The organism is Ideonella lacteola (assembly GCF_038066555.1).
Taxonomy (GTDB): domain Bacteria; phylum Pseudomonadota; class Gammaproteobacteria; order Burkholderiales; family Burkholderiaceae_C; genus Ideonella; species Ideonella lacteola.
Window position 1 is genome coordinate 177,701 of the sequence record NZ_JBBUTG010000010.1, and the last position, 18,386, is coordinate 196,086.

The 18,386-nt window shown below is 66.6% G+C and carries 11 protein-coding genes and 1 pseudogene; 6 read left to right on the forward strand and 6 right to left on the reverse strand.

Annotated elements, in window-relative coordinates:
* The first annotated feature begins 40 nt into the window (after nt 1–40).
* Nucleotides 41–1,222, forward strand: coding sequence for a class I SAM-dependent rRNA methyltransferase (locus tag AACH06_RS16695; protein WP_341426876.1), 1,182 nt, complete (start codon nt 41–43; stop codon nt 1,220–1,222).
* A gap of 192 nt (nt 1,223–1,414) precedes the next feature.
* Here the strand turns inward: AACH06_RS16695 and AACH06_RS16700 are convergent, their stop codons facing one another.
* Both AACH06_RS16700 and AACH06_RS16705 read right to left on the reverse strand, forming a co-directional pair.
* On the reverse strand, nt 1,415–2,887 hold the full coding sequence (locus tag AACH06_RS16700) for an SH3 domain-containing protein (RefSeq protein WP_341426877.1): 1,473 nt from the start codon (nt 2,885–2,887) through the stop codon (nt 1,415–1,417).
* Between the two features lie 37 nt (nt 2,888–2,924).
* Nucleotides 2,925–4,151, reverse strand: a complete 1,227-nt coding sequence (locus tag AACH06_RS16705) for a prohibitin family protein (RefSeq protein ID WP_423222046.1) — start codon at nt 4,149–4,151, stop codon at nt 2,925–2,927.
* A gap of 311 nt (nt 4,152–4,462) precedes the next feature.
* Between AACH06_RS16705 and AACH06_RS16710 the strand changes: the two genes are divergently transcribed.
* Entirely contained in the window at nt 4,463–5,152 is a 690-nt protein-coding gene (locus AACH06_RS16710) for a response regulator transcription factor (protein WP_341426879.1), read from the forward strand.
* 135 nt (nt 5,153–5,287) lie between these two features.
* On the forward strand, nt 5,288–7,465 hold the full coding sequence (locus AACH06_RS16715) for a sensor histidine kinase (RefSeq protein WP_341426880.1): 2,178 nt from the start codon (nt 5,288–5,290) through the stop codon (nt 7,463–7,465).
* Nucleotides 7,466–7,490: 25 nt separating this feature from the next.
* Here the strand turns inward: AACH06_RS16715 and AACH06_RS16720 are convergent, their stop codons facing one another.
* On the reverse strand, nt 7,491–7,970 hold the full coding sequence (locus tag AACH06_RS16720) for an Lrp/AsnC family transcriptional regulator (RefSeq protein WP_341426881.1): 480 nt from the start codon (nt 7,968–7,970) through the stop codon (nt 7,491–7,493).
* 170 nt (nt 7,971–8,140) lie between these two features.
* Here AACH06_RS16720 and glmS point away from each other — a divergent pair, with 170 nt between their 5' ends.
* Nucleotides 8,141–9,991, forward strand: coding sequence for a glutamine--fructose-6-phosphate transaminase (isomerizing) (gene glmS / locus AACH06_RS16725; protein WP_341426882.1), 1,851 nt, complete (start codon nt 8,141–8,143; stop codon nt 9,989–9,991).
* A gap of 628 nt (nt 9,992–10,619) precedes the next feature.
* On the opposite strand, the pseudogene AACH06_RS16730 reads toward glmS, so the two are convergent.
* Nucleotides 10,620–10,724: pseudogene (locus AACH06_RS16730) on the reverse strand (IS5/IS1182 family transposase); the annotation flags it as partial.
* Between the two features lie 213 nt (nt 10,725–10,937).
* On the opposite strand from AACH06_RS16730, the gene AACH06_RS16735 reads away from it, so the two are divergent.
* Both AACH06_RS16735 and AACH06_RS16740 read left to right on the forward strand, forming a co-directional pair.
* The gene (locus AACH06_RS16735; protein WP_341426883.1) at nt 10,938–13,547 is read left to right on the forward strand and encodes a hypothetical protein; all 2,610 of its coding nucleotides are present in this window, start codon (nt 10,938–10,940) and stop codon (nt 13,545–13,547) included.
* A 476-nt stretch (nt 13,548–14,023) separates the two neighbouring features.
* The gene (locus AACH06_RS16740) at nt 14,024–16,072 is read left to right on the forward strand and encodes an amidohydrolase family protein (RefSeq protein WP_341426884.1); all 2,049 of its coding nucleotides are present in this window, start codon (nt 14,024–14,026) and stop codon (nt 16,070–16,072) included.
* Nucleotides 16,073–16,369: 297 nt separating this feature from the next.
* On the opposite strand, the gene AACH06_RS16745 is transcribed toward AACH06_RS16740, so the two are convergent.
* Nucleotides 16,370–17,203 carry a YihY family inner membrane protein gene (locus AACH06_RS16745; RefSeq protein ID WP_341426885.1) on the reverse strand — a complete coding sequence of 278 codons (834 nt, stop codon included), beginning with the start codon at nt 17,201–17,203 and terminating at the stop codon, nt 16,370–16,372.
* A 266-nt stretch (nt 17,204–17,469) separates the two neighbouring features.
* Nucleotides 17,470–18,366: a hypothetical protein gene (locus AACH06_RS16750; RefSeq protein ID WP_341426886.1), complete on the reverse strand. Its 897-nt coding sequence runs from the start codon at nt 18,364–18,366 to the stop codon at nt 17,470–17,472.
* Nucleotides 18,367–18,386: the final 20 nt, after the last annotated feature.

Below are 18,386 nucleotides of genomic sequence, written 5' to 3' on the forward strand. Positions count from 1 at the left end.
CGATGCGGGCGCCGGGTCGCGTCGCGCGACAATCCGGCCCATGAAAGTGATCCGCCTTCGTGAGGGCAAAGAACGTTCGATGCTGCGCCGCCACCCCTGGGTGTTTGCCGGCAGCATCGCCAAGGGCCAGGCCGATGCCGGCGAGACCGTGCGTGTCGAAAGCCACGAGGGCAAGTTCCTCGCGTGGGCGGCCTACAGCCCCAGCTCCCAGATCCGCGTGCGCGCCTGGACCTTCGACGAGAACGAGCGTGTCGACCATGCATTCTTCAAGCGCCGCATCGGTGCGGCGGTGGCGTTGCGGCAGCGCATGGCCGTGGAGAGTGATGGCGTGCGGCTGATCCACGGCGAGGCCGATGGCCTGCCCGGCCTGGTGGTCGACCGCTATGGCGATCTGCTGAGCGCGCAGTTCCTATCCGCCGGCACCGAGCGGTTCAAGAGCACGATCGCCGACGTGCTGCTGCAGATCACCGGCTGCACCCGGCTGTACGAGCGCTCCGACTCGGGCGTGCGCCAGCTCGAAGGGCTTCCGGCCGTGACCGGCTGGTTGCGTGGCGAGGGCGCGACCGAGGTCACCATCCGCGAGCATGGCTGGCAGCTGACGCTCGACGTCCACGAGGGCCACAAGACCGGCTTCTACCTCGACCAGCGCGACAACCGCGCGCGCCTGGCCGACTGGGTGCGCCGCTTCGGCTGCAAGCGCGTGCTCAACTGCTACAGCTACACCGGCGGCTTCAGCGTCGCTTCGCTCGCGGGCGGGGCCGAGCAGGTGGTCAGTGTCGATTCCTCGGCCCCGGCACTGGCCCGGGCCACCGCCCATGTGGCGCTCAATGGGCACGACCCCGCGCGCCACCAGGCCCTGGACGCGGATGTGAATGGCTACCTGCGCGAGGCATTGAAAAACGGCGAGCGTTTCGACGCCATCGTGCTCGACCCGCCCAAGTTCGCCCCCACGGCGGCTCACGCCGAGCGAGCCGCGCGGGCTTACAAGGACATCAACCGACTGGGCCTGAAGCTCCTGGCGCCGGGCGGCTTGCTGCTCACCTTCAGCTGCTCGGGCGGCGTGGGGGCGGAGTTGTTCCACAAGATCGTCGCCGGCGCGGCCATGGATGCCGGTGTGGATGGCGCCATCCTCGCGCGCCTGGAGGGCGCGCCGGACCATCCCACCACCTTGATGTTCCCCGAGGGCGAGTACCTCAAGGGCCTGGCCATCCTCAAGCAATAGCCCCGGCGGCGCGCCGCCCGCTGCTGGCGGCGTGTGCGCGCCCCGACCAGCGGAGAACACCGGGAAAAAGGCCGGGCAGCGGATGCTGCCCGGCCTGGACCTCTTCGGGTCACTTCCTCTCCTGCTTCTCTCTCCCTCTCACGACAGCGTCACATCCAGTTCAGGAACATGGGGTGGCCTCGGTGCGCCATCTCAGCGAAGGCTGACCGTGCTGCGCTTCCAGCCGGCATCCTGGTAGCGCTGAAAGGCGGCCAGGATCTGCGGCGTGCTGGCGAACTTGTCGGTGGTCAGCGTCGGCAGGCGGGCCACCTCGAAGCGGCGGCTCCAGCGGCCGTCGGTGCGTGATTCGCGGGCCAGCAGCAGCTTGGGCTCGGTGCCCGGCGCGAAGCCGGCGTACTCGACGTAGCCCGCGTCCGCGCCCATCGGGTTGCCCGGCGCGGGCGGCAGCACATCGATCGTCCAACCGCTGTCGGTGGCGCTGGCTTCGGCACCTGCCTTGCGCAGCACCCACAGCTCGCGCCAGGTGGCCAGCGGCTGCACCGCCAACGTCAGTGTCGTGGCCCCAGGGTCGGCCGTGGCGGAGTTCAGCCACACCACGCCCCAGGTGCAGCGGCGCAGCAGCGGCTTCTTCGCGTCGTGCTGGGCATCCACCAGCAGCAGGCAGGTCTCGCCGGGCTCGCCGGCCTGGGTGATCAAGGTCGGGCGGCGGCTCAGGTCCGGCACGGCGTTGGCGGCCGGCATGGCCGCCCAGCGTGAGGCACCCACACGGATCGCCGCGTCGTTGTATTCGGCCTGGTCTTCCTCGGCCAATTCGGTGTTGCGCACGGCGGCCAATTCGTCGACGGCACGTTGTCCTGCGGCCTGCGCGCTGTCGCCCCGGCGGGCCTGGGCAAAGGCGAGCGCCGACCAGACACCTGCGCGGCGCAGGCGCAGCTTGTTCTTCGTCCACTCGGGCAGTGCGGCGACGCTGCTGCTCGACAGCTTGTCCAGCAGGTCGGCGCGCCAGCGGTCATGGGCTTCGCGCTCGGTGGGTTTCAGCGCCGGGTCGACGCAATCGTGTCGCGTCAGGCTCAGCACCGCGCGGGCCTGCTGCTCCGGCGTCGATTGCGGCATGGCGAGCACGCGGCGGAAGGCGTCGCCGTCGTAGCACAGCTGCACCGCGCCCTCCCGTTCGAAGGTGGACCAGCGCACGCCGTAGGCGCCCACGCTGTCCAGATGGGCCGAGATCGTGGCATTGAGTGTGGCGCTGCGCGAGGTGGCGCGGCGGGCCAGCCGCTCGGCCATGGTGCCGATGGCGTCGAACGCCTCGGGCCCGATGTCGCGCGCTGGCGCGGCCTTGAGGTAGGCCGCGGCGTAGGCGATGCCCAGCGACTCGGCGCCCGGGGTGTCCTTCACGAAGCGCAACACCGCCAGCAGCTCGGGCGCATCGGCCTCCTTCGCGTCGGTACCTCGCACCTGCGTCGCCTTCACATAGCCGCCCCGTTCGCGCTTGTGGTCCCAGACCTGCAGGTAGCCCAGGCGCTCGCCGCGCACTTCGAGCGCGTCGCCGGGCCACAGCTGGGCCTGGGCGGGGGCGCCGTCGCTGGGGGCGGCGCGCAGCGGTGTGGCGTCCTGCGTCACGAGCGCGAGGCTCGACAGGGCGGCAACGGCGGCAGTGGTGATCATCGTCAGTTCCTGGTGTGGTGGGGCGAGAGCGGGGTGGTCACTGTTCCTGCGAGGCTTCGGCGTCCTGCATGCCGTTCGTCTGCGGCGGCAGGCTGGCCTTGGCCTGGGTGCCCAACAGCGTCGAGCCGATGAAGCCACCGTCGGCCGGCGGGGGCGCGATGATCACTTGCACCTTGTCCGACAGCTTGTCGGCCAGGGTCTTCTGGATCAGCAGCGGGTGCCGGGTGATCAACGCACCTTCGCGGGCCATCTGCTCGCTGTTGGCCTGGCCCACCTTCTGCATGCGATAGGCCTCGGCATCGGCCAGCTTCTGACGCGAATCGGCTTCGCCCTGGGCTTCGATGCGGCGGGCCTGCGCCGAAGCTTCAGCCGCCTTCACCCGCGCCTGCTTTTCGGCCTCGGCCTCGAGCTGGCGCTGCTCGATCTGCTTTTGCTTGAAGGGCAGCACATGTTTCATCGCCTCCTCCTGTGCCCGGGCGGCGATCACCTGCTCTTTGGCAGCGGCTTCGGCCTGCTTTTCACGGCGCACACCTTCCGCCTGGGCTTCCAGTGCGGTCTGCTCGACTTGCTTTTCCTTCAGCGCGAGCGTGTAGCGCATCTTCTCGGCGGCAAGCTCTTCGGCCAGCAGGCGATCCATGCCGCGGCGGTAGTCTTCCGGCAGGTCCACCTTGCCGAGCGTGATGCCCTTGAGCAGCACGCCGTCGGCGGCCAAGCGCGGCTTCAGCTCGGTTTCGATGGCCTGCTGCAACTCGGCGCGCTTGCTGGAGAAGATCTCGCGCACCGTGTAGCGCGCCATCACCTTGTAGATGACCCCGTTGATGGCCGGTTGCACCACATCGCTGCCCAGGTCGTTGGGCAGGTTGGCGGCCATCGACGCCACGCGGGTCGGGTCCAGCGCGTAGCGCACCGACAGGTCCACACCGAGCGACAGGCCCTCGACCGACTGGAAAGGCGATTCGCCATCGGCACGCAGGCTGCCTTGCGGCCGGTAGACCTGGTCACGCAGCGGCAGGGTGCGCAAGGTGTGCAGGCCCGGCAGCACGATGGCGCTGCCCTCGTGAAGCTCGGTGGTGCTGCCGGTCAGCCGGTTGGAGCGCACGCCGACGTCGCCATGCTCGATGCTGGCCAGCGGCGGGTTCTGCCACAACACGTAGGCCGAGCCAACCGCCGCGGCGGCCACCAGCAACACCACCCGCGACGAGTGCAGGGTGCGAACGCCCTGGCTGGCACTGCGGCGGGCGACGATGCCAGTGGCTCGGGCCATGCGGGTGAGGCGCGCCGTCCAGCCCGAGTTGGGCGTAGGGGCAGCGGTGTCAGCGGCCGGTTGGTCTTCGCGTGAAGTGGTGTCGTCTTGCATGGTGTCCTCGGTGTCTCGGTGTCCCGGTGGTGGGGTGGCGCCCCGTCGTCTGGGGCATGGCGCTCATTCTTCGAAACCACCGCAGAGCAAGCGAGAGCGGCGCGCACCCAGTTCGCACCGGGCCGTGAAGGGCTGCGGGGCATCGCGGAAGAAACCTTCACGCCGGCCGGGTAGACGCCTCGGGATAATCCCCACCAGCAGTTCAACCGGAGTGACCCATGGTGAAAGTGGCGGTGATCGAAGACGACCAGCCGACCAGCCAGCAGCTGTGCGGCTGGATCGCCGCGGCGCGACCCGGCATCCAGATCGACACCTGGTTCACCCGCGACGATGCCGAGGCCGCGCTGGCCCGCGAGCGTTACGACCTGGTGGTGCTGGACATCGAGCTGGGCCGCGAGCGCAACGCGGGCGTGGCCATCATCAACGCGATCAACAAGCGGCACGCTGGCACCCCGGTGCTGGTGGTCTCGGCGATGCCGGCGGCCATCTACCGCAGCATCATGAAGGCGCTCGACGCCTGGGACTACCTGCAGAAGACCACCTTTGACGAGGCCGATTTCGTCGAGACCTTTCTCGACATCCTGCGGGCCACCAAAGACAAGGCGCCGCCCGCTCCGGTGGCGGCGCCACGGGAAGAACTGCTGCTCGATCCCTTGCGCCAAGGCGCGGCCATCTGGCGCGGCCAGCGGGTGAACCTGCCACTCACCGCACAGCGCATCCTCTCGGCGCTCTACCAGCGGCGCGGCGAGGTGGTGAGCTACGAAGACCTCTACCAGGTGGTCAAGAGCGGCCGCAACCGCGACAACATCCGCAAGCACGTCAGCACCATCCGCGACGCTTTCCGCGACATCGATCCGACCTTCGACGGCATCGCCAACGTGCCCATGCGCGGGTTCCGCTGGGAATGAGGCACTCCCCCGAAACACGACCGGCGGCGCACCGGGGCGCCGCCGGTGCCCCAGTGAAGCCGGCTCGGTGCGTGCAGCCCGTTTCGCGCCGTACCCCGCCTCGCGGTGGCGTACTGAACAGCGTGGGGCATTGAGTTGGTTTGGACGCGCGGCCTGCAAACCGTCGAGGCGCTGCTGCCCACCCGCATCCCGCTGCGGCTGCGGGTGTTCTTCCGCGGCGTGTTCGTGCTGCTGGCGTTGGCCACCGTGGCGCTCGCCGGCTTGGTGCTGCGCGAAGAAAAAGAGCTGGGGCTCAAGGCCTACCGTGAGGGGTTTGGCAAGACCAAGGAGCAGATCGTCGCGCGCCTGCGCCACCCCACCGGCCAGCTGGCGCTGTTGAACCCCGACACCCGCGGCACGGCGGTGACGCCATTGCACCCGGTGGTGCTGCCGTTCTCGGCGATCGATTTCGACGACAAGGCCAAGGTGCAGCAGGCCGTCGAGATGGCGGGCTGCGGCGTTCAGTATGGCGATGGCGCCACCCTGTGCGTGGCCATCGGCAGCAACCCGCTGGCCGGCGGCTTCATCTACGCGGTGGGCAGCTTCGCCACGGGCGAGCTGGTGCCCAAGCCGCCCGGCGTGCGCGATCTGAGTGCGGCGCACCGCCTGCGGGTGGAGGTGGCGATGCGCGGTGAGGCGTGGCGCTGGCTGGCGCCCTACGAGATCGAATCGCGTGAACGTGTGGGCGCGGCTTCGGCGCCGGCGGTCGACGTGGCCAGCGGGCCGGCGCGGGGCCGCCTCACCGGCTTTGCAGAAGACGCCAACGGCACGACCGCCCTGCGGCCCGTGCGCGATTTCCGGGGCTGGCTCTGGCAGGACGCGCGCTGTGTCGATGGCTACTCGGGCGGGCCGAGCGGCGACGATTGCCCCCGCCGCGCGTTCTACTCCGTGCGCCTGCCGATCGAGCTGTTTCGCAACGAGCTGCAGGTGCGCCGCAGCCAGATCGTCTGGCCGCCGGCCGACCTGAACCGCATCCAGGTCCATGTGCAGGTGCTCGCGCCCAGTGGTGCGACGCTGTTCGACAGCAACCAGCCCGATGCCACGCCCCCGTTTGGCCTGAGCGATCTGCAGCCGTTGCTGCTGCCTGGCGAAACGCTGCGCCTGGCCAAGGCCGGCGCACAAGGCGACACCGAGCTGGCGCTGCTGCAAGGTGGCGAAGTGTCCGGTGTGGCCGAGCCCTCGTGGTGGGATGCCTTCACCGCCCAGCTCATCCGCCGCCTGCAGGTGGATGGCTACGACCAGCCGCTCGTCGCCCAAGACACCATCGCCACGCCGCTGGGCCGCTACGAGTTGACGCTCACGGGCGACGTGCGCAGCGTCAACCGCACGCTGGGCCGGGTGGCGGCGCGGGTGGGCTGGATCGTGGTGGCGATGCTGGCCGCCATCGTGCTGGCCTGGGCCGCGATCGAGCTGCGCATCGTTCGCCGCATCACGTTGCTCACCAAACGCGCCGCCGCCGTGCGCCACGGGGTGCAAAGCCTCAAGGGTGGCGTGGAAGACGAGGTACGGCTGGACGTGGCCGATCTGCGCGGCAGCGACGAGCTGGGCTTGTTGGCCGGCACGTTGGCCGAGCTGCTGGAGCGGGTGAACGACGATGTCCGGCGCGAGCAGATCCGCACCGCGCAAGAGCGCGAACAGTGGCACGCGGTGGGACACGAAATCATGTCACCGCTGCAGAGCCTGTTGGCGCTGCACCCTGGTGACGACGACCCCAGCCACCGCTACCTGCGGCGCATGCAGCAGGCGGTGCGGGTGCTCTACGGCCAGGCCTCACCCACCGAGGCGTTCGAGGCCACGACGCTGCCGGTGCAGGCGTTGGATGTGAATGAGTTCCTGCGCCATGTGGCCGACAACGCGCCGCACGCCGGCATCCAGGACGTGCGCTACAAGAGTGCCGGTGAGCCGTGCCTGGTGCGGGGCGACGAATACGCGCTGGAGGACGTGGTGACCCATGTGCTTCGCAACGCCGATCGCTACCGCCCCGAGGGCACGGTGATCGACATCCGCCTGGCAGCAGCCGAGGGCGGGGGCGTCGAAGTCGCCATCCACAACGAGGGTGAACCGATCCCCCCGGCGCTGATCGACCGCATCTTCGAATACGGGGTGTCCGACGCGGCTGGCGAGCCGGGCGCCGACCCGGCGCACCGAGGCCAGGGGCTCTTTGTGGCACGCACCTACATGGCCAAGATGGGCGGCACCATCGAGGCTCGCAACGAGCCGGCCGAAGCGGGCGGCGGCGTCACCTTCGTGTTGAAGCTGGCCCGCGCGGCTTGACCGCCGGGCTGCGCGCCGCGAGCGCCTAGGGCGTGATGGCCTCGACCCGCGGGTCGAACTTGGCGCGCTTGAGCGCAAAGAAGGTCTTCACATTGCGCACGTTGGCATCCTGGGTGAACAGCCGCTGCGTGAAGGCGTGGAACGCCGGCATGTCCGCGGCCCAGGCGACGAGCACGAAATCGGGCCCCGGCGATACCCGCCAGCACTGCTGCACCGCCGCATCGGCCACGGCCCGCGCTTCGAACGCCGCCTGGTGCTCGTCACCTTGCCGATCGAGCGTGATCTCGCAGATCGCACTCAGGCCGCGCTCGGCGAAGCGCGGGGCGAGCAGGGCCGTGATGCGCTCGATCACCCCCAAGTCCCGCAGCCGCTTCACCCGGCGCAGTGCCGTGGCCGGCGACACATGGGCCGCTTCCGCCAGGGCCTGGTTCGTCAGGCTCGCATCGGCCTGCAGCAGATCGAGCAGGCGCCAGTCGATGGGATCGAGGTCGATGGAATATTGCACGTAGATCTTCGTAGTGAAGATTAATTGCGTACTGGAGAATCAGTGGATGATTATTCCACTGGAGGCTTTCATTTGAAAGCATGATTCTCATGGCGACGCCTACGATGCCGCCATTCCGCTTGCAACGAAGCTGGCTCTTCAGCAAGCTCATCCGAACCGAAAGGCACCCCATGTGCGGCATCGTCGGCGCGGTCAGCGCCCAGAACATCGTCCCTATCCTCGTCCAAGGCCTGCAGCGCTTGGAGTACCGGGGCTACGACTCCTGCGGCATTGCCGTGCACCAAGACGGCGGCCTGCGCCGCAGCCGCTCGACCGCCCGCGTGGCCGATCTGCTGACCCAGGTGCAGCACGACGGCGTGGCCAGCGGCACTGGCATCGCCCACACCCGCTGGGCTACCCACGGTGCGCCGGCGGTGCACAACGCGCACCCGCACTTCTCGCGCGAATCGGCCAACCCCAGCATCGCGCTGGTCCACAACGGCATCATCGAGAACCACGACGAGCTGCGTGACGAACTCAAGGCCAAGGGCTACGTGTTCGAGAGCCAGACCGACACCGAAGTCATCGCCCACCTGGTGCACCACCACTACGACGGCGATCTCTTCGACGCGGTGCAACGCAGTGTGCAACGCCTCAAGGGTGCCTACGCGATCGCCGTCTTCTGCCGCGACGAGCCTCACCGCGTGGTGGGCGCGCGCGAAGGCTCGCCACTGGTGCTGGGCGTGGACGAGACCAGTGGCGCCCGCTATCTCGCGTCCGACGCCATGGCCCTGGCCGGCGTGACCGACCGCATCGCCTACCTCGAAGAAGGTGATGTGGTCGATCTGCAAATGGGCAAGCACTGGATCGCCGCGCGCGAAACGCGCGATGGCCCGTTCCGCCCCGTGAGCCGCGAAGTGAAGACGGTGCAGGTGGCCAGTGGTGCGGCCGAGCTGGGCCCGTACCGCCACTACATGCAAAAGGAGATCTTCGAGCAGCCGCGCGCGATCGCCGACACGCTCGAAGGCGTTCAGGGCATCACGCCAGAGCTGTTCGGTGACGGCGCCTACCGCGTGTTCAAGGACGTGGACCGCGTGCTCATCCTGGCTTGCGGCACCAGCTACTACGCGGGCTCTACCGCGAAGTACTGGCTGGAGAGCATTGCCAAGATCAAGACCGATGTCGAGATCGCCAGCGAGTACCGCTACCGCGACAGCGTGCCCGACCCCCGCACCCTCGTCGTCACCATCAGCCAGAGCGGCGAAACCGCCGACACGCTGGCCGCGCTGAAGCATGCGCGCTCACTGGGCATGCCGCACACCCTCACCATCTGCAATGTGGCCACCAGCGCCATGGTGCGCGAATGCTCGCTGGCCTACATCACCCGGGCGGGTGTGGAGGTGGGCGTGGCCAGTACCAAGGCCTTCACCACCCAGCTCGCCGCCCTGTTCCTGCTCACCCTCTCGCTCGCGCAGGTGCGCGGCCACCTGACCGATGAAGCAGAAGCCGCCCACCTCAAGGCCATGCGCCACCTGCCAGTGGCCCTGCAAGCCGTGCTGGCACTCGAGCCCCAGGTGGTCAGCTGGGCCGAGGCCTTCGCGCGCAAAGAGAACGCGCTCTTCCTCGGCCGCGGCCTGCACTACCCCATCGCGCTGGAAGGCGCGCTGAAGCTCAAGGAGATCAGCTACATCCACGCCGAGGCCTACCCGGCCGGCGAACTCAAGCACGGCCCCCTGGCCCTCGTGACGGCCGACATGCCCGTGGTGACCGTGGCGCCACATGACGCGCTGCTTGAAAAGCTGAAGAGCAACATGCAGGAAGTGCGCGCCCGCAAAGGCGAGCTCTTCGTCTTCGCAGATGCCGACAGCCGCATCACCGCCGACGAGGGCCTGCACGTCATCCGCATGCCCGAGCACTACGGCGCCCTCTCACCCATCCTGCATGTCGTGCCGCTTCAACTGCTGGCCTATCACACCGCCTGCGCGCGTGGGACAGACGTGGACAAGCCGCGCAACCTGGCGAAGAGTGTGACGGTGGAGTGACGGGGCGGTCCTGCCGCTCCGTTGTTGTTTGCCAAGAGGGTCGTAGACGTCGCAATAGGGTCGTAGACGCCTCAAGCGACTGGGTGGGCAGGTTGGACACGGGGCCGACCACCCGAAGCTGCGTCTATCTGTGCAACCCCACGTCGCGCAGCCAACTACGCGCCGGTTCTGCCCAGGTCGGCGACCGTGTTGTCGAAGACCAAGTCGCCCCAGGTGTTGCGCCAAGAGTCTGAGCACTCGCGCGGCGATGCGCGTGCAAAGTTCACTACCGCCGAACGATCGCCGCCATTCACCTGATTGGCGGTCGTGACCTGTCCCAGGGAAACTGCAGCCCATCTGTGTCGGGCCCTGCTTGAACTCAGTGTCCTCGCAGCAGCAGTGGGCACGCCGTGGCGAGGATGCTCAGGGAAAGGCAAGAACAGCTGGCGACAGTTCGCACTTCTCTCCTCAAGCAACCTCTCTAGGGATGCTCTGCTCAACTCATGCTCTGGCGTGTTGATGCGCTGAACCAATCGGAGTGTGATGGCGCCGTCCAGAGATTTGCCTCGAACTTCCAGCTCGCAGCCTCGATTCGGCCGCTGGCAGCTCTGAATAGGAGAACTGTGGACGCACCTCATGCCCCTCTCGGCAATTGGCGGTGCACCATCCACAAATTGGCCAGCGCGAACAGCGTGTGCAACTGCGCTGTGTTCTTGGCCAGGCCGCGGTAGCGCACCTTGACGTGGCTGAACTGTCCGCACGCTGATTCGCCGTTTCGTAGGCCTGACGCGGCCACTGACTGACGTCAGCGAGGGCAATGTGCGTGTCGCGGCTGGTTCTGGTCCACGCACGAAAGCATGTCGCTGGCCGCCTACAGTGCGATAGTTGAGGCGGTCATAGTGATCTCTCCTTGCCTGAAGTTGCTTGGGGCGCACCTCAACCTTATCCGGGTACTGACATGCCGCAAATGTCCGACGTCCTGATTGACCTGAACCATGGCGACAGCGCCCGGGCGCTGCCCGAGGATCAATTGGTCCATCGCCGGCAGTACGCGCGTCTTCGAGAGCAGGTGGTCCTGCATCTAAGGGACTTGGCCGATCCGGGGGCCTCGACCGATGGCGAGGAACAGACCGGCGGAGGGTGGACGCAGTTCCTGGACGGTACGCGCGGCGCCGGCAAGTCCACCTTCATGAGCTCCGTCAAGAAGGCATTCGAGGAAGACAAGGAAATCAGCCGCCGGATGGCCTTCATCGGGCTGATCGATCCCAGTCGCCTTGAGCTGGGTGAAGTGCCACTGCTGTTGATCCTCCAAGGCCTCAAGAAGCGGGTCGACAGCGAACTCAAGGGCCTACGGCATGGCGAGGACGAACGCCTTCGCGACGAATGGCGACAGGCCTTCAAGGGCGTCGCTGGCGGGTTGAGCCTGTTTGCCCGGGACTACCACCCGCTCGACGGTCACGATCCGGACCTCTTCCTCGACTGGGGGCTGGAACGCGCAAGCGACGGAGCGAGCCTGCGCGCGAAGCTGCATCAGCTTTTCGCCATCGCCTGCCGCATCCTGGGCGTGAAGGCACTGATGTGGGCCTTCGACGACGGCGACACGAACGCATCGCAGGCCATCGCGGTGCTGGAATGCATCAGGAAATACCTCGACGCGCCGCTGGTGATGGTCATGGTCACCGGGGACATGGAGCTCTATTCGCTGCTCGTGCGACGGCACTTCGCAAAGACTGTCGCAGACGACCCCAAAGCCGCGTTGGACCTCACCCGAAACTCGAAGCCTGGCGATCGATCCGCGCAGTACCTGCGCATGATCGACCATCTGGAAGAGCAATACCTGCTGAAGCTCTTTCCGATTCGCCGACGAAGTCAGTTGTTGCCGCTGCAGCACCTTATGGATCGGGCGGATTCGACCTGTCGCGTCACGAGTTTGCTATGGGCTAGCGCCACGCCAAAGGCCAAGGACCTGCTGGCGGCCATCGTGAAGCGCGGGCTTCGTGTCAAGGCCACCTCCGACATCGCTCTGTATGTCGAGTTCCTGGCAACCCAACCCTTGCGCTCGGTGTTGCAGGTCATGTCCAGGTGTTCACAACACCTCGCGGTCGGCAAGGACGGGAAATTCGAGGACGCCGATTGGTCGACCGAACTGACCGAAGACTTGGCAAGTGCGCTGCAGAGCCTTTCCTTGACCAGCCTCTACAAGTTCGCGTTGGACGTGGAGGCCCTGTCGGACAAGGAATTGGACGTGTTGACGCAGGCCGTGTTCGACCTGTCGCTTCTGGACGGCGATCTGGACACGGCGCCCTATCTGCGGCCCATGTCCGCCAATCAAGACATTCGATCGAGCTTCATGGCGTTGGCAGCGGAAGTGCCGAAAGTGTGCGCCATGCAGCCTGGGACGACGCTTCGCTATCTGCTGCGCGGGCCCGGCAGTGTCAGCCTGTACACACTGGCCGAGGGCCAGATGGATCCGGGCGTTCCGGAGGAGGTGCGGCGCTATCGATTCAAGTCCTACATGGGCATGGGCCGCAAGGAAGATGCCCTGGACTGGGCGAGACGCGCGACGGCCGTCATCGCCTTGCCATACAGCATCAACCCGAAGGTCCGGGTCGTCCTTCCAGGGGTGATCGGGCTGAATCGAAAGGGGCGTCATAACACGGGCGAATTGGCAGCCAGCACGGCCATTCGAAGCGCGCTTGCCGACGACAATGTGCCGTTCCCCGTGTTCGCCCTCGCAATGGTCGATGTCTCAAGCCCATCGGGTATGCGGACCTATGCGTCGATCTTCGTCTTGCTGGGCATCATGGAGAAGCTGCTGTCATCCGGTCCGGAAGAATCGAACACACTTCTCGACCGCATGTATCCGGCATTGACTGTGTCCGCGCCGAGTTGGTCGCGCGCCGGGTACGACGTGTCCGACGAGGGACCCGAACCTGCCAAATCCAAGAACGCTAAGACAGAGGGGCTGGATAGGCGAAGCTTCCTTTGGAACGAGATGACCAAGTGGCGAGCCGAGTCGATCAACCTGAAGGACGCCATTTCGCCTTCGGCCGTCGCCTTGGGAAAGATCTGGTCACGCATCTTCTTCAGCCTCCAGAACGCCTTTGGCGACTTGCGGCCGCGAGCAGACTTCTGTGAAGTCATGGAGATCTTCGCGCAGTGCGTGATCAACGCCTTCCTCGTGGAAGAGTCGGAACACCATCTGCTAGTGAAGCCCTCGGCGACGCCAACCGCCTCTGTCCAGGATAGACGGAACCCACGTGTCTCGACAAAGGCCTTCGTCGACAAACTGAAAGGAATGAGCGTTCGCCGGGAGGAATTGCCGCTGACCTCCATCGTGGCAACCTGCCCCTTGATTCTTGGGCTGCTGGAGTCGACCGACGATTGCGCGGACGCGCTCATGGGGCTGTTCCCGGCCGGCACCAACAAAGAGTCGATCAAGAAGCTGCTGCGCCCGGTAGTCCTCGCACGCTATATGAAAAAGATCTCGGTCACCGGGGGACCAGCAACTTCCAAGCGTTCCGCATCGACTGACGACACGGCGCCTGCAGCGAGCGCCGACCCTGACGCCGAATGAACGCCCAAGCCACTTCGGTCGGCTCTCTCCTGGCCATCCTGGCGCTGTCGGATCACCGCGTCCTCCAGGCCGCCTGGTCGACGCCCTTCACCTCTGGGCTGGGTTGGTTGGAACTCCGCCAGCCGGTCTATCTGGCGTTCCAGTCCTGGGCGGCTCGCTACCCCGATCACGTCTTCGATTCGGCGTGGCAGCAGCTGAGTCAACGTCAATCTCGGCAGGTCAGCCTGCCCTTGGCACTGCTGCTCGAATTGCGTGACGAGTTCCTGGAATGGCGACACGGCGAGGCCCGGTTGCGACGCGATCAGCTCGGTGCCTGGCAGCAAGGGCTGGCCAGCCGGATGTCCACGCTCCCCGTACGCGCCGCAGCAGACTTGTGGGCTCGGCCCGAGTCCGTGGTCGATGGTGCGCGTGCCATCGAACTTCAACGCACCCGGGGGGATCGACCGCAGGTCCCGTGGCAGCGGCAGGTGCTGCCGATGCTGCGCCCCGACGAGCCCCCCGTCTCCGCCTACACCGACCGTGACGGCTTGCACGAGACACACCTGCACCTGAATGGAAGCACCCACGCCGAGGTGTGCTGGCTCCGGGCTCTCGGCGATCCGCGGGCCGAGAGCGAGGGTTTCGTCAAGGCCTGGACCCGGGGCGCCCATGCGGTTCGCATTCATGACCTCGTCGAGCAGGCCAATCCCGGTCTGACGCCCCATGTCTTCTACCGACACCTGCGGGTCGCAGGCCGCCTGCGCGCCTGGCTGATGGCCGCGAGCGAGCATCAGATCGCTCCTAGCGCGCGATTTCCAGCCTCCTGCCAGGACCTGGACGACCTGGACGAATCCGAGTGGTCGGTCGGTTTGCAAACGCCCAACTTGCCCAGGCGTCAAGGCATCGAGATCGGCGACGAGCTGGCCTGGATGTCCAGGCTGCTCGCTGCCCTGCAGACGCAGCCCCGCGCGACGCTGTCCCGGATGCTTCACGCCTATCTGCTGCTGATGCACGAGCACTACCGGCTCTTGGTGCAGGGCGAGCCGCAGTATGGATTCGACCAGTTCCAGAAGTTCACCCTCACGGAGCTTCGCGCGCCGGCGGAAAAGGACTACCGGAGTCGCTTCCTCGCCATGCATGGCAGGTCCTCCACCAGCAAGGTCGGCTATCTGGAGGGGCGATTCGCGCCCAAGGATTCGCTCGAAGGGGCTGAGACGCTCTTGCGCTCGATACTGGGCGGCTATTGCAGCTACCTGCATGAGGTCGATGCGGCAGGCCAGACGGCCAACCGCAAGCCGAGGACGCTGTCGGACGTGCTGGCCGAACTCGATCGCTACTTCGCGAAGCCGCCCACCTCGCACCGGGCTATCCATCGCCTGACCCTGGTCGCGCACTTCATCAAGCAACCCTGGTCGGCGACCCCGCGACACCGCGCCGGCCCCTACCGGCACCATGCCCTGGACAAGCGCCTGCGCCAGGTGACAGGCGTGCTGCTGCGATCGCTGTCGACTTGGCCGCGGCTGCGGACCTGGGTGCGGGGCGTCGATGCGGCCGCGAACGAACTGCACGCGCCCGCCGACGTTTTTGCTCCTGTGTATCGCGTCTGTCAGCGGGCAGGCCTGACGCGACGCAGCTACCACGCGGGTGAGGACTTCCGGCATCTGCTCTCAGGCATCGCGGCCATCTGGGAGGCCTTGACCCTGCTGGACCTGAGGGACGGCGATCGCATCGGGCACGGGACCGCTATGGGCATCCGACCCACCTTGTGGCTCGATCGCATGCCCGACAGGCTCACCCTCACTCGCGGCGAATGGCTGTTCGGCTTGCTGGCCGGCTGGCAACTGCTGCGCGACCTGCCTGACATGCAGGCTACAGCGCACCGCCTGCAACGCGAGTTGGAGGCCACAGCCCGGGAGGTCTTCGGAGAGTCCATTCCGGCCCGCGACCTCGAAGGCGCGATGGCCCTCCGCGGCTTATGCCGGCGATCGCTTCTTCGCCACGAGGTCGACCCGGACGGCGCCGACAGTGAACCCCTAAGCGATCTCTGGCGCGAAGAGTCGGCGATGGTCCGTCGCGCACGGGACGAACAGCCTCGACAGGTCAAGTTACTCTGGAAGTGGCTCAGCGACGAAGGCATCCAGGAACGGACCGACGAGTGGATCTCGAGGGAAGCCGGCTTTCTCGATGCGCCCGCCTACCTCCGGCTGCAGCAGGCGCTGATGCAGGCTGTCGCCGACCGGTCTGTGCTGATCGAGACCTTGCCATCGAGCAACGTCCGGATCAGTCAGTACTACTGCATCGACGAGCACCATGCATTGCGCTGGATGCGTGTACCCGGCCATGTCGAAACCGGCGACCCGGCCATCATGACGTGCCTGGGTTCCGACGACCCCGGGATCTTTGCCGGCGATCTGGAGACCGAGTTCTACCTGCTGTACGCGACCTTGCGCCGTCAGAGCACTTCCGACGTGGAGAGCTTGCAGCGCGTGAGTGAGTTGAACGAGCGAGGGCGGATCTACCGCTTCCACGATCGTTATCTCGGCTAACCTGAGGGCGCCGATTGAATATGGGCCAATCATGGGGCGGATGAATTCCTGGGCACCCCGGGCTGGATCCCAGCCGTCGAGTCGTAGCGATTCCACCTCGTCTACGACATCTTTGTCGGTCAGGCCTTCGTTCTTCGATCACGTCGCTGGCTGCCTACGACTTCATTGGCGATGGACATCCGCTTCACGGGCATCCCACATCCAGTCCTGAGTGAAGCGCCGCAGCATGGACAGGAGCTCCTCAAGTCATCGCCGCATCCAAAGCCCCTCGCCGGGACGGGCGCAGGGTGGCCATGGTCATCTCCTCGCTGGACTTCGGCGACGGGGCGCGGGCTTTGCCGAGTGGCGTCCCCAGTTCGCTGCCACCAGCGCCGCGGCGAGGGTCACGAGCCAGGAGAAGTACACCCACAGCAAGAAGATCGGGAGCGTCGCGAACGCGCCGTACACCGCCTTGTATGTGGGGAACTTGAGCACATAGGTGGCAAACGCTCGCTTGCCGAGTTCGAGCGCTGCAGCCGCGAACACCCCACCCAGCGCCGCTTCGGGCCAACCTACCGCGGCGTTGGGCACGAAGCGGAACATCGTCGTCAGGCCCAGGGCTCCGAGCAAGACGGGTCCCAGTGTCAGCGCGAACTGCGCTGCCGGCGGCACGGTGCCGAGCAGTCCGATGGACATTCCAAGCACGTACGACATGGCCCACAGACTCACGCCCAACGCGGGCGGGACGATGGCGAGCATCAGCACGTAGAGGCCCATCCGCCTCAGGAGGGGTCTGGGCCTTTTCACACCCCAGATCTGGTTGAGTGCGTTCTCGATGGTGAGCAGCATGGCGATCGCCGTCACCACCAGAAACAGCGTTCCTACCAACGTGAGGCCGCTCGCGTTGTCGGCGAACTGGCGCAAATAGCGCAACACCGGGCTGGACATGTTGGAGGGCAGCAGGCCCTTGAGCAGGTGCTCCTCAATAGCCCCTTCGAACCGGCGAAATACCGGGAACCGCGTGAACAACGCAAAGGCGACCGTCAAGAACGGCACGATCGACAGCACAGTCGTGAATGTGAGGCTACCTGCCACCTGCGCGAGGCGTTCCTGGCGGGCGCGGCGGACAACGGTGCGGATCAGGCTGAACATGGCGGGGCGCATCATCACACGGTGACGAAACGCGCCACATCGCGGCCTTCAGCGCTTCGGCTGAAACATGACGATTCCCACGTCGGTCAACGAGACGACGCTGGCGCCCAGGTCTCAGGTCGACAGAGTGAGCGCCGGTGGGCGCCGATGGGCCAGGGGCCTTCGCCCGCGGCGATCACGCCTTGAATGGCGGATTCAACCCAAGGCTGATGAAAGAACTCTGGCGCGTCACTTGACCTGGCGCGGGCTAACGGGCGCCGCCGCCGCTACTTGACGCCGCGGTTCACCGCCTTGGCGTATTGCGCGGCTTCGCCCGTGCCGACGAAGTCGTCGTACAGCCAGAGGCCGCCGCCGACGATGCCGCATTCGGTGTGCCAGGCGTCCATCTGCTGATACGTCTGCTTGGGCGTCTTGTCGCGGTCCCACACGTAGGGGAAGACCGGCACGTCGCCGAAGTCCCAGCCATGGCATGGGCTGTTGCCGGAGCCGCCGGCATACGTCTGCAGGTGCACGCCATCGACGGTGCCGGGGCGCTTCGCGTTGATCTGCGAGACGACCTGTGTCCAGTACGAGGCGTTGAAGAACGGGTCGGGCATCACGTGGTAGCCCAGCTTGCCGAGCATGACGCCGAATTTCACCGTGGTGGGGAGGTCGAAGCTGTTCTCGTCGTCGAAGTCGATCGCGTCGATGGCCGGGATCGCGGCTTTCAGCGCGGCAAAGGTCTTGTAGAGGATGCTGTCGGGGCCGGTGCCCTGGCTGCGCACGAGCGCGGTGATGGCTTGCCAGTCGCCCACGTTGGATGAGCCGATGCTGAACGTGACGCGGCGGACTTTGCCTTGCTTGAGGCGGGCCATGTCCGAGGCGAAGTCGGGATAAGTCTGGCCGCCCACGTAGACGCCGTTGGAGGTCAGCGGAAACTCGCCGTTCAGGTTGAGGTCGCCGTTGGGCTTGACCTCAACGCTCCAGACGATGACTTCGGTGAAGCCCGAGTTCTGCAACTCGGTGATGTTGGCCGAAGCACCCTTCGAGGTGATGTAGAGCGGGCCGCCGCCGAAGACGCCGGTGAAGCCCTCCGGGTTGGTGGCCGCCGACGCGGCGTTGGCGCCGGCGGCAGAAAGCAACGCCGACGCGAGGAGTGGGAACAGCGCAACCAACGACTTCATCTCATTCTCCAGAGTGGATG

Bases quoted from the DNA above. Each gene is read 5' to 3' on its own strand.
- AACH06_RS16700 (WP_341426877.1), bottom strand. From the start codon at position 2,887: ATGATCACCACTGCCGCCGTTGCCGCCCTGTCGAGCCTCGCGCTCGTG.
- AACH06_RS16705 (WP_423222046.1), bottom strand. From the start codon at position 4,151: ATGGCCCGAGCCACTGGCATCGTCGCCCGCCGCAGTGCCAGCCAGGGC.
- AACH06_RS16740 (WP_341426884.1), top strand. From the start codon at position 14,024: ATGCTGCGCCCCGACGAGCCCCCCGTCTCCGCCTACACCGACCGTGAC.
- AACH06_RS16750 (WP_341426886.1), bottom strand. From the start codon at position 18,366: ATGAAGTCGTTGGTTGCGCTGTTCCCACTCCTCGCGTCGGCGTTGCTT.
- AACH06_RS16710 (WP_341426879.1), top strand. From the start codon at position 4,463: ATGGTGAAAGTGGCGGTGATCGAAGACGACCAGCCGACCAGCCAGCAG.
- AACH06_RS16735 (WP_341426883.1), top strand. From the start codon at position 10,938: ATGTCCGACGTCCTGATTGACCTGAACCATGGCGACAGCGCCCGGGCG.
- AACH06_RS16745 (WP_341426885.1), bottom strand. From the start codon at position 17,203: ATGTTCAGCCTGATCCGCACCGTTGTCCGCCGCGCCCGCCAGGAACGC.
- glmS (WP_341426882.1), top strand. From the start codon at position 8,141: ATGTGCGGCATCGTCGGCGCGGTCAGCGCCCAGAACATCGTCCCTATC.
- AACH06_RS16695 (WP_341426876.1), top strand. From the start codon at position 41: ATGAAAGTGATCCGCCTTCGTGAGGGCAAAGAACGTTCGATGCTGCGC.